General features: G+C 48.5%; 9 protein-coding genes. 4 read left to right on the top strand and 5 right to left on the bottom strand.

The window, feature by feature from the left end:
- Positions 1–119 precede the first annotated feature (119 nt).
- The 3 genes from DW947_RS00335 (at position 120) to DW947_RS00325 (ending at position 4,993) form a co-directional block, all read left to right on the top strand.
- Complete coding sequence (locus DW947_RS00335) at positions 120–2,540, top strand: ABC transporter permease (RefSeq protein ID WP_117748783.1); 2,421 nt, start codon at positions 120–122, stop codon at positions 2,538–2,540.
- A 19-nt stretch (positions 2,541–2,559) separates the two neighbouring features.
- Positions 2,560–3,234 carry an ABC transporter ATP-binding protein gene (locus DW947_RS00330; protein WP_117748782.1) on the top strand — a complete coding sequence of 225 codons (675 nt, stop codon included), beginning with the start codon at positions 2,560–2,562 and terminating at the stop codon, positions 3,232–3,234.
- An 88-nt stretch (positions 3,235–3,322) separates the two neighbouring features.
- Positions 3,323–4,993, top strand: coding sequence for a formate--tetrahydrofolate ligase (locus tag DW947_RS00325; protein WP_005829089.1), 1,671 nt, complete (start codon positions 3,323–3,325; stop codon positions 4,991–4,993).
- Between the two features lie 105 nt (positions 4,994–5,098).
- On the opposite strand, the gene glyA is transcribed toward DW947_RS00325, so the two are convergent.
- The 5 genes from glyA to pyrB all read right to left on the bottom strand — a co-directional run bounded on the left by glyA (position 5,099) and on the right by pyrB (position 9,277).
- Positions 5,099–6,379 carry a serine hydroxymethyltransferase gene (glyA, locus tag DW947_RS00320; RefSeq protein WP_005829088.1) on the bottom strand — a complete coding sequence of 427 codons (1,281 nt, stop codon included), beginning with the start codon at positions 6,377–6,379 and terminating at the stop codon, positions 5,099–5,101.
- Positions 6,380–6,481: 102 nt separating this feature from the next.
- Complete coding sequence (locus tag DW947_RS00315) at positions 6,482–7,252, bottom strand: porin family protein (RefSeq protein ID WP_117962466.1); 771 nt, start codon at positions 7,250–7,252, stop codon at positions 6,482–6,484.
- 23 nt (positions 7,253–7,275) lie between these two features.
- Complete coding sequence (locus tag DW947_RS00310; RefSeq protein ID WP_117748779.1) at positions 7,276–7,842, bottom strand: flavin reductase family protein; 567 nt, start codon at positions 7,840–7,842, stop codon at positions 7,276–7,278.
- Positions 7,839–8,303 carry an aspartate carbamoyltransferase regulatory subunit gene (gene pyrI, locus DW947_RS00305; RefSeq protein ID WP_005829083.1) on the bottom strand — a complete coding sequence of 155 codons (465 nt, stop codon included), beginning with the start codon at positions 8,301–8,303 and terminating at the stop codon, positions 7,839–7,841. The genes DW947_RS00310 and pyrI overlap by 4 nt, the downstream gene beginning before the upstream one ends.
- Before the next feature lie 26 nt (positions 8,304–8,329).
- On the bottom strand, positions 8,330–9,277 hold the full coding sequence (gene pyrB / locus DW947_RS00300) for an aspartate carbamoyltransferase (RefSeq protein ID WP_005829081.1): 948 nt from the start codon (positions 9,275–9,277) through the stop codon (positions 8,330–8,332).
- Positions 9,278–9,888: 611 nt separating this feature from the next.
- Here pyrB and DW947_RS00295 point away from each other — a divergent pair.
- Positions 9,889–12,219 (top strand): transglycosylase domain-containing protein, encoded by a 2,331-nt coding sequence (locus DW947_RS00295; protein WP_005829073.1) that lies wholly within the window; start codon positions 9,889–9,891, stop codon positions 12,217–12,219.
- Positions 12,220–12,263: the final 44 nt, after the last annotated feature.

Here is a 12,263-nt window from a genome sequence, read left to right as displayed (position 1 = left end):
ATTTAAGCTAAATATTTGATAAATAGATATTTACGGTTTGGTATGGTTATTGCGAATTATTCGTAGATAAGCTTTGCAACGAAAAAAACTCTATCGTCATTGTAAAATAGTAGAATGGTATGATACAACATTACATCAAAGTGGCGCTCCGTCTTATCGAACGGAGCATGCTTTTTTCTCTCATCAACATGCTGGGATTTGTGTTTGGTATGGCGGCGGCATTTCTTATTTATCTTTGGGTGGTGAACGAACTGACCTATGAAGATTATAACCCCGATACCGACCGCATTTATCGGGTAGTAGAAGTTGTCCGGCAGCAAACCGGTGAAATAACAGAGTCATCCAGTACTGTTCTCGCCTTGCCTGAAATCTTCAAAGAAAACTTCCCACAAGTAGAGGCTGCCACTGCCATCAAGTATATCGGAGAAGGGAGCATGGAGACTGGTGAAGGAAAAAGTCTTTCAGGATATCGTGTGTATACGGATACGGCCTTTTTTCAAGTTTTTCCATTTGAAGTAATGGCGGGTAACCTTACTGATATGAAAAAGGGTAATTACATTGTGTTATCCGAGAAGATGGCGATTAAACTGTTTGGCAGCGCCACGGCGGCAATCGGGCAGAAATTGAAAGAAGTGGCTGACGATTTATATGGCTGGGAAGCAAAGAAAGTGGTGGCAGTCGTGAAGATTCCTTCCAAATGCCATATCTATTTTGATATACTCTGTGACCTTGATAATTTTGCAAAAGCATATGGTATCGATCGTAACACTTTCCGTGAGGATCAGCATGTCTACGTCAAGATGAAACTTGGAGATGCAGGAAAGATGTATGCGAAAGAACACAGCGAGATGAGCCGGGTATTTTCCAAGCTTGGAGACAAGAATACACTGATTCGTTTCCAGCCTATCAAGGATATTCACCTGAAGACAAACTTTGCCGATCCCAATGTAAAGAATCATGGCAGTATGGCAAGCATCTATTTGTTTATCGGACTGGCTGTCCTGGTCATTTTTATGGGGGCATTCAACTTTATGACACTCTCTACGGCAAGGGCATCCATGCGTTACAAAGAGATAGGGGTGCGCAAGGTGACAGGCGCCAAGCGCAAGACGTTGATTACACAGTTCTTGTCCGAAGGTATGGTGCAGGCTGTCATCTCTTTGGGGTTGGCTTTGGCTCTGACGGAACTGATGCTTCCTCTTTTCAATGAGGCAATGGGTACTGAAGTATCACTGAATTTGAGTTGGAGTGTCGTGCTTTATGTCCTGTTCGGCATTGTTGGGATAGGGTGTGTCGCAGGCAGCTATCCGGCATTCTACCTTTCATCCGTCAATCCGCTGATAGCATTCAAGGGGGGCAAGAAAACCGGTAAGAAGGGAGGGATGCTGAAAGGCCTGATATGCGTACAGTTCATCATCACCATCACCTTGATGCTTGCTACGATGTTGGTTTATAAGCAACTGTATTTTATGCAGAATAAGGACTTGGGCTTGAACAAAGAAAATGTAGTGACGGTCTATACCAATCTGTGGTACAATGTCAATGACTTTAGGCAGGAAATTCTGAAGAATCCCAATGTGCAGAGTGTGGCAATGGGAAGCCCGATAGAAAATCTGTATGAAAACGGAGAAAAGAAAGAGGGGGGCGAAGCGGAATGGATAGATATGGATGGAAAGGTGAATACTTTGAAAATGGTGCCTATCATTGCAGACGATGATTTCATAAAGGTTTTCAACCTGGAGATGATAAAGGGGGAATCGCTGGAGGCAGATTATGACAACTACTGGGGTGGAGGCGCTCTACAGCGTACCGTCGTAATCAATGAGTCTGCCTGGAAGGCTATGAAGGTGGCAGATCCTATCGGAACGGAATTCCGCCTTACGGATACTTGGTGGGGGCATTTTAATTATCGGATAGTAGGGGTGGTGAAGGATTTCAACTTCCAGTCCTTGCGTGAGAAGATAAGGCCTGCTTTTATCTTTTATTCACCTGAACAGATGCAATATCTTTTTATTAGAATCTCTCCCGAAAACAAGAAGGAGACTTTGAAATTCATACAGCAGAAATTTGATGAGATGGCACCGCTTTTTATGAAAGAATTTCGTTATCAGTTCTTTTCTGATGCCTTAAACAAGAACTACGCCAAAGAGCAACAGCAGAGCAAGATGTTGCTGTTCTTCACAGTGCTTGCCATCGTCATAGCCATGATGGGAGTGTTTGGCCTGGTTGCCCTCTCTACAGAGCAACGGACCAAGGAAATTGGCATCCGTAAAGTGAACGGTGCACATTCCGACCGTATCGTGAAAATGTTCTGCCGCGAATATTTGCAGTGGGTGGGGATTGCCTTCATCATAGCTTGCCCTTTGGGATATTTCTTCATGCGGCATTGGATCAGCGAGTTTGTCTACCAGACACCAATCAGCTGGTGGCTATTCGTGGCAGTGGGTGCTGTCATTGCAGGCATTGCTTTGCTGACGGTCATTGGGCAGACATGGAGAAAGGCGTCGCAGAATCCGGTGAAATCATTGAGATATGAATGATAACATAAAATAAAGATATATGATAAAGACAATCGGACTCAGTAAAATCTTCCGCACGGAGAATGTGCAGACCACAGCCTTGAATGAGGTGAATATTGAAATCAATCGGGGCGAGTTTGTGGCAATCATGGGGCCGTCCGGATGCGGCAAGTCCACCTTATTGAATATACTGGGATTGCTGGACAATCCGACATCGGGCGAACTTTGGTTCCTCGGGCAGGAGGTGTCCCGCTTCTCGGAGAACAGTCGTACAGACTTACGTAATGGAAACATCGGATTCGTCTTCCAGAGTTTCAACTTGATAGACGAACTGACGGTTTTTGAAAACGTAGAATTACCTCTGCTTTATGCCGGAGTCCCCGTTCGCGAGCGTGTGGAGCGTGTAAATTGTGCTTTGGAACGGATGCAGATTGCACACCGCACGGAGCATTATCCGCAGCAGCTTTCGGGGGGGCAGCAACAGCGCGTTGCCATTGCCCGTGCCATTGTTACCAATCCCCATCTCATTCTTGCCGACGAGCCTACGGGTAACCTGGATTCTATCAACGGCAACGAAGTGATGGCGTTGCTGAAAGAACTGAACAGTGAAGGCGCCACTGTGGTGATGGTGACTCACTCGGAGGAGAATGCCCGCGAAGCGGGAAGGATTGTCCGGATGATGGATGGATGTATACTGACGGAAAGCTATTCTTAGTATCAAATACAGATGGAATAATCGGGGATTTTTCGTACTTTTGCAACTTTCAAAACATTAAAGTTGTTATTTAAAGAAAAGACTCTGTATGAAATCGGACATTGAAATAGCCCGCAGCATAGAGCTGAAGAAGATAAAGCAGGTGGCTGAAAGTGTGGATATCCCGCGTGACGAAGTAGAGAACTATGGCCGTTACATAGCCAAGATTCCTACGCATCTGATTGATGAAGAGAAAGTGAAGAAGAGCAATCTGATACTGGTGACGGCTATCACGGCTACGAAAGCGGGTATCGGTAAAACAACCGTGTCCATCGGGCTGGCATTGGGGCTGAACAAGATTGGCAAGAAAGCGATTGTGGCTTTACGCGAACCCTCGTTAGGTCCTTGCTTCGGCATGAAAGGCGGTGCTGCCGGTGGAGGATATGCCCAGGTGCTGCCCATGGAGAAGATAAACCTGCACTTTACGGGCGACTTTCACGCCATTACCTCCGCACACAACATGATTTCCGCTTTGCTCGACAATTACTTGTACCAGCATCAGGCGGACGGCTTCGGACTGAAAGAAATCATCTGGCGGCGCGTACTTGATGTGAATGACCGTTCCTTGCGGAGCATTGTCACCGGATTGGGACCGAGCACCAACGGCATTACCGAGGAGTCGGGCTTCGATATTACCCCGGCTTCCGAAATTATGGCTATTCTCTGTCTGGCAACGGACCTCGATGACCTCCGTCGCCGTATCGAAAATATTATTCTGGGATTCCGTTTCGATGGTACTCCTTTCACAGTGAAGGAGTTAGGAGTAGCCGGTGCCATTACCGTACTGTTGAAAGATGCTATCAACCCCAACTTGGTACAGACTACCGAAGGCTCTGCTGCTTTTGTTCATGGAGGACCGTTCGCAAATATTGCCCATGGTTGCAACTCCATTCTTGCCACAAAAATGGCCATGACATTCGGCGATTATGTAGTGACGGAAGCCGGTTTCGGGGCTGACCTGGGTGCGGAGAAGTTTTACAATATCAAGTGCCGCAAGAGCGGCCTACAGCCCAAGTTGACGATAATCGTTGCTACCGCACAAGGATTGAAGATGCATGGCGGCGTCAGTCTGGACCGCATCAAGGAACCCAATATGGAAGGACTGAAAGAGGGCTTCGGCAATCTGGACAAGCATGTACGCAATTTGCGTTCATTCGGCCAGCAGGTCATCGTGGCATTCAACCGTTTTGCCAGTGATACGGACGAGGAGGTGGAAGCTATCCGCCGCCATTGCGAAGAAAAGCTTGAGGTAGGTTTTGCCGTGAACAACGCCTTTGCCAAAGGAGGAGAGGGAGCCGTTGACCTTGCCAATCTGGTAGTAGATACTATCGAGAACAAACCATCCGAACCGCTGACCTTCACCTACGAAGAGAGCGATTGCGTGGAACGTAAAATAGAAAAGGTAGCCTGCAACCTCTACGGGGCAAGCGTAGTGACTTACAGTCTCCACTCCCGCAAGGTTATCAAACTGATAGAGCAGATGGGTATCAGCCATTACCCCGTCTGTATTGCCAAGACGCAGTACTCCTTCTCTGCCGACCCGAAGATATATGGTGCAGTCAACAACTTTGAGTTCCACATCAAGGATATTGTGGTCAATAACGGTGCGGAAATGATTGTAGCCATCGCCGGTGAAATTCTCCGTATGCCGGGATTACCCAAGAAACCACAAGCCGAACACATTGATATTGTGGACGGAAATATAGAAGGGCTGAGCTAAACGCGCGGAGCGCGTTTAGAATTAAAAATTAAAGGCTGCGCAGTTCAAAGCGAACATTGCGCAGCCTTTAATTTTTAATTCTTAATTTTTAATTCTGTTTGCTTATCAATAAGCAAACAGCGGGTATTCTTTCATCTTCGCATTTACGCGTGCACGTACCTCTGCGATGACTTGTTCGTTGTCTACGTTGGACAGAACGGTTTCAATCATCTCGGCAATTTCGAGCATCAGGTCTTCCTTGGCACCACGGGTTGTGATGGCAGGAGTACCCAGACGGATACCGGAAGTCTGGAAAGCCGAGCGGCTGTCAAACGGAACCATGTTCTTGTTTACGGTGATGTCGGCAGATACCAACGCTTTCTCGGCAACCTTACCGGTCAAATCGGGATATTTGCTGCGCAGGTCTACCAGCATGGAGTGGTTGTCCGTACCGCCGGAAACGATGGTGAAGCCACGGTCTATCAAGGCTTGTGCCAAGACAGCGGCGTTTTTCTTCACCTGCTTGGCATATTCTTTCCATTCCGGTTGCAGGATTTCGCCGAAGGCAACGGCTTTGGCTGCGATGACATGTTCCAGCGGACCACCTTGGATACCGGGGAATACGGCTGAATCCAGCAACTGGGACATCATCTTGATTTCTCCCTTCGGAGTTTTCTTGCCCCAGGGATTGGGGAAGTCCTTACCCATCATGATAACGCCACCACGAGGACCACGCAGAGTCTTGTGAGTAGTAGAGGTCACGATGTGGGCATATTTCACGGGGTTATCCAGTTCACCGGCTGCAATCAGTCCGGCAGGATGAGCCATGTCAATCATTAGGATGGCACCTATCTTGTCCGCGATTTCGCGCATGCGCTTGTAGTCCCATTCGCGGGAATAAGCAGAACCGCCGCCGATAATCATTTTGGGTTTCTCGCGCAGGGCAACTTCTTCCATCTGGTCATAGTCCACACGTCCGGTTTCCTGGTTCAGATTGTATTCGCAGGGAGTATAGATAATACCGGAAGTGTTGACCAGTGAGCCATGGGAGAGGTGACCGCCGTGTGCAAGGTTCAGTCCCATGAATTTGTCGCCCGGATTGAGCACGGCGAGGAATACGGCTGCATTGGCTTGTGCACCGGAGTGCGGCTGTACGTTGGCCCATTCTGCGCCGAAAATCTGTTTCAAGCGGTCGATGGCAATCTGCTCACTCTGGTCTACTACCTCACAACCACCATAGTAACGCTTGCCGGGGTATCCTTCAGCATACTTGTTGGTGAGGCAGGAGCCCATTGCCTGCATAACCTGGTCACTTACAAAGTTCTCTGATGCAATCAGTTCAATGCCTTTGAGCTGACGTTGGTGTTCTTTTTCGATAAGTTCGAAAATTAAATCATCTCTTTTCATTCTGCTTATTAGATAAGTTTGATAAATCTGTGTTCTCTTATTAAGCGCACAAATTTACGGGAAATAAATGAATAAATTGAAAGAAAAGGAAGAAATTTACTGTCAAAAGAACACTCCGAAAGAAAAACTTAGCACATTGTCCCTGCGGTGAAAACGGATTTCGTTTTTCGTGTTTTCGTCAGCAGCGTTGTTGTCGGCCGGAATATCGTATGTCACGCTCTTGGAGATGTTATGCAGCCCCATGTCGTAACGGAAGTCGAAAAAGACGCGTGAGATGGTGACGGATACGCCGACGGTGAAACTGAGATTGAGCGGACGCAGCCTTTCACGGATATTCACCTGGTCGAATTTCTCGAAGTCGATGTCACTTTTCCTGTCCCATATATAGCGCACTTTGGGTCCTCCAAAGACGGCAAGGCTGTACGGCCCCTCCTTGATGAAGTTGTATCCGTAGATGACGGGGATGTCTATACTGTGGATGGACGATGTAATGGAGGCTTCCTCCGGCCGGGCTCCTGATGCGGCGTCTTCGGGCAGAGGTTTCTCGAAGGTGATGTTGCACCGGTTGATGTTGTAGGATATTTCCGGTTGCAGGAAATGGCGGTCGAAGTTTATCCGCATGAAAAGGGAGCCGAAATATCCTATCTTGTAATTGTTCTGCACTTCGTCGATGGGCACTCCGTTGACGCTGAACTGGGATACAAGGAACAAGGAAGAGGTGAAACCGCCTTTGAAACCGAAATTGACCGGAGTTTCCTTGCGGTGTCTGGAATGCTCTTCGTCGGCAGTACCGGGCACAACCGGAGTCTGTCCCCACATCATGGCGGGGAAGGCCAACAGATATAAGCCCATCAAGATTCGTCGCAACTCCATCTCTTAAAACCTTTATCGCATTATTACTTCTTTTTCTCTACTGACCATCCGAATTTGCCTATCTTTTCTCCCAGCTCATAATATCCACCGTGCACATAGACCAGCGGATTCGTTTCCGCCAGTTCCAGTTTGCCGGTTTCAGGGTTCAGATTACGGGTATCGGCACGTACATTTACCACATCCGCTATAAACATGTCGTGCGAACCGAGAGCCATAATCTCCTTTACCCGGCATTCTATGCAAAGCGGTGATTCCTTGATAAGAGGCGCGCTGACTACGGTGCTTTTCCCCGGTGTCAGATGCATTTCCTCGAATTTGTTGTAGTCCTTTCCGGAGCGTACGCCACACCAGTCCGTGGCATGGGCCATGTCTTTCGTGGTGAGGTTGATGACGAACTCCATATTCCGCTTGATGATGTCGTAGGAGTGGCGTTCGGGGCGTACGGAGATATAACACATGGGCGGGTTCGTGCAAATCGTCCCCGTCCATGCGATAGTCAGAATGTTATATTCCTCCGGAGTGCTTCCGCAGCTCACCAATACGGCAGGCAGCGGATAAATCATTGTTCCGGGTTTCCAGTCTTCTTTCATATAATCTCAATATCTTCTCTGGTCTGCTCCTTTTCGCAGTAGTGGCATTTGATGACGCAATTGTCCTTATCCACGACATGAAACAACGTAGGCATAGGCTCATTGTTCGTGATGCACTTCGGGTTGGCGCATTTCACGATTCCGCGCAGCTCTTCGGGCAGGCGGACTTCGCGTTTCTCCACCACTTCGTAGTCGCGGATAATGTTCAGTTTTACATTGGGAGCCACCACGGCGATACGGTTTATCTCTTCGTCGCAGAAGAACTTGTCGGCAATCTTGATGATGCCTTTCGTGCCCAGCTTCTTGCTCTTGAGGTTGAAGCCGATGGTGATATTGTTGCTCATGTGTTCCAGTCCGAGCAGGGAGACTACGGTAAACAGTCTCTCGGAGGGTATATGGTCTATTACAGTGCCGTTTTCCAGAGCAGCAACCTGCAATTCCTGTTTCTTTTCGCTTAACATCTTGAAATATTAGTTATTAGACGATTCTACTGAATTACTCCTTTACTCTTTTTCACCTCATCCAGCGTGATGCCCAGTACATCGCACAGAATAGCTTCACGGGCATACAGTCCGTTTTGTGCCTGCTGGAAATAGTATGCCTTGGGATTGTCGTCCACATCATAGGCTATTTCGTTGACACGGGGCAGCGGATGCAGGATGCGCAGGTTGGGACGGGTATGTTCCAGCATCTTGTTGCGCAGGATGTAGACATTCTTCACCCGCTCGTACTCCATAAGGTCGGTGAAGCGCTCGCGCTGCACACGGGTCATGTAGAGGATATCGGCATCAGCGATGATTTCTTCCGTAAAGTCCGTATGTTCCACGTACTTGATGTTGTGCTCGCGGCAGTAGATTTTGTATTCTTCGGGCATCCGCAACTCGTCGGGAGCGATGAAGTGGAAAGTGGGGTTGAAGTGGCGCATGGCCATCAGCAGGGAGTGGACGGTACGGCCGTACTTCAAGTCGCCGACCAGAAAAATGTTCAGGTTCTCCAGTGTGCCTTGTGTCTTGTAGATGGAGTAGAGATCGAGCATGGTTTGTGAGGGATGCTGGTTGGCACCGTCTCCGGCATTCACAATGGGCACGGTGGTGACTTCACTGGCATAGCGTGCGGCCCCTTCGAGGTGGTGGCGCATCACGATGATGTCGGCATAGTTGCTTACCATCTTGATGGTGTCTTTCAGCGTCTCGCCCTTGGATGAGCTGGTGGCCTTTGGGTCGCTGAACCCGATGACACGTGCTCCAAGCCGGTTGGCGGCAGTCTCGAAACTGAGGCGTGTACGGGTGGAAGGCTCGAAAAATAAGGTGGCAACTACTTTCCCGTCCAATATATGCCGATTGGGATGGGCTTCAAACTCTTTCGCCATCTCGAGCATATAGAGGATTTTTTCCCGGCTATGCTCGGCAATGGTGACTAAACTTCTGTTTTCCATATCGTTGAATTCATTTATACTTTTCGAGAGTGTAAAGTTACGGAAAATATGCGGGCTACGGAAATATGCGGGGAAGTTTTTTGCGAAATATGGGCTGTTTTTTTAACCGTGTGGCTTGTTGTCCGGAATGCCACACTTCATCATCCGGAATGCCACACTTCGACAAAGTAAATGCCGCATTTCGCGAATGTTCAAGTGTGGCATTTGCCTTATTCAAGTGCGGCGTTTGCCTTGTCGAAGTGTGGCATTCCGGACAGTGAAGTGTGGTATCTCTTTACGCCGTCGCCGTCGTTCTTTTTAACGACAACGTCGTTTTTTTCTCTTCTCTTCTTATCTTATCTCCTCTTACGCGCGCGAGGGCAAGTTTTCATTGTTTCAATCTGTATTATAGTTCATTACGATGTATTTTTCCTTTCCGATTTTTTCTTCAAGTTTTCTAATTGTTTTGCAATCGTTTTGCATTTCACTGAGAGTTTCCATTAAAATAAACGGGCGTTTTTTTTGTGGATGCCGGAAATCTTATCCTGAAAAAGATATAAAAAGCATAGGCACATCCAATATATTTCCGTACCTTTGCCCTATTATTGAACTTTGATTTTAGCAACTGAAACATGATAAGGAAAGTCGTCAAAATCCTATGGATTTTCATCGCACTGATTTCGCTGGTGTGTGTCTTTATATTCTTTTCCATAGCCAAGGGCTGGATAGGCTATATGCCTCCGGTGGAAGACCTGGAAAATCCGAATTACAAATTTGCCACAGAAGTCTTTTCCGAGGACGGAAAAGTATTGGGTACTTATTCCTATAGTAAGGAAAACCGCGTGTTTGTGGGATACAATGATTTGTCGCCCAATATCATTAACGCCTTGATAGCTACGGAAGATGTACGTTTTGCCGAACATTCGGGCATTGACGCCTACGCCCTGACGCGTGCCGTAGTGAAGCGCGGCATCCTGATGCAGAAGAATGCCGGCGGTGGCAGTACCATCACCCAGCAGCTTTCCAAACAGCTTTATTCTCCCAGTGCCGACAATGTGATGGAACGTCTGTTCCAGAAGCCCATCGAATGGGTGATTGCCGTAAAGCTGGAGCGTTACTATACAAAAGAGGAAATCCTCACCATGTATCTCAACAAGTTCGATTTCCTGAACAATGCGGTAGGCATCAAGACTGCTGCCTTTACCTACTTCGGTTGCGAACCGAAAGATTTGAAGATTGAGGAAGCGGCTACGTTGGTGGGCATGTGCAAGAATCCGTCTCTCTATAATCCGGTGCGCTACAATGAACGTTCCCGCGGACGGCGCAATGTGGTGCTCGACCAGATGCGGAAAGCGGGATATATTACGGAAGCCGAGCGCGACTCCCTCCAGGCGTTGCCTCTGAAACTGAAGTACAACCGTGTGGACCACAAGGAAGGGTTGGCCACTTATTTCCGCGAATACCTGCGCGGCGTGCTCACCGCCAAGAAGCCCGACAAGGCCAACTACCGCGGTTGGCAGATGCAGAAATACTACGAGGATTCACTCGACTGGGAGAACAATCCGCTCTTTGGATGGTGCGAAAAGAACACCAAGAAAGACGGTACCAAATACAACCTCTACACCGACGGGCTGAAAATCTATACCACGCTCGACTCGCGTATGCAGCAGTATGCCGAGGATGCCGTGACAGAGCATCTGAAGGAACTGCAAGGTTACTTCTTCAAGGAAAAGAAAGGGGCCAAGAAAGCTCCCTACACCTTCCGTCTGACCCAGGAGCAGGTGGACGAGATTCTGGGACGTGCCATGAGGTTGTCCGACCGCTACCGCATTATGAAGAAAGCCGGAGCCACCGAAGCTGAAATAAAGAAAGCCTTCGATACCCCGGAGGAGATGTCCGTATTCAGTTGGGAAGGGGAGAAAGACACCATTATGACCCCGATGGATTCCATCCGTTACTACAAGTTCTTCCTTCGTGCCGGTTTCATGTCCATGGACCCGCGCAGCGGACATGTCAAGGCATACGTAGGCGGACCGAACTACCATTACTTCCAGTACGATATGGCCATGGTGGGACGCCGCCAGGTAGGTTCTACCATCAAGCCTTTCCTTTATACATTGGCTATGGAGAACGGTTTTTCTCCCTGCGACGAAGTGCGCCACGTGGAATACACGCTGATTGATGAAAACGGAAAACCGTGGACGCCGCGTAATGCCAACAAAAAGCTGATTGGTGACATGGTGACTGTGAAGTGGGGGCTGGCAAACTCGGACAACTGGATTACGGCCTATCTCATGAGCAAGCTGAATCCCTATAATCTGAAACGTCTTATACATACTTTCGGTGTCCGCAACCGTGATATAGTACCTTCCGTTTCACTCTGTCTGGGCCCGTGCGAGATTTCCGTCGGCGAGATGGTAAGTGCCTATACCGCATTCCCCAACAAGGGTATCCGGGTAGCTCCGCTGTTCGTGACCCGCATCGAGGACAACGACGGAAACGTGCTGGCAACCTTTGCTCCCGAAATGCAGGAAGTCATCAGTGTATCCAGCGCTTACAAGATGCTGGTCATGCTGCGTGCCGTTGTCAACGAAGGTACCGGAGGCCGTGTGCGCCGTCTGGGTGTGAAAGCCGACATGGGCGGCAAGACCGGAACGACGAACTACAATGCCGACGGCTGGTTTATGGGCTTCACGCCTTCGCTCGTGTCCGGTTGCTGGGTGGGCGGTGAGGACCGCGACATCCACTTCGATACGATGCTTCACGGACAAGGTGCTTCCATGGCATTGCCTATCTGGACCAAATACATGGTGAAAGTGCTCGGTGACAAATCTCTGGGATATGATGAAAATGAAACATTCCAGTTGCCCGAAGGCTATGACCCGTGCAAGGATGATGTGAATCTGGAAGGAGACACCCATATAGAAGAACCGATAGAGGGACTCGACGAACTGTTTAATTAGTTGAAAGGTGAAAATTGAAAGTGGAAAGGTAAACTTTCAATTTT

It is taken from the genome of Bacteroides sp. AM44-19 (assembly GCF_003603395.1).
GTDB classification, from domain to species: domain Bacteria; phylum Bacteroidota; class Bacteroidia; order Bacteroidales; family Bacteroidaceae; genus Bacteroides; species Bacteroides uniformis.
The sequence above is the reverse complement of the archived record's forward strand: the minus strand, read 5'-3'. Positions and strand labels throughout refer to the sequence as shown.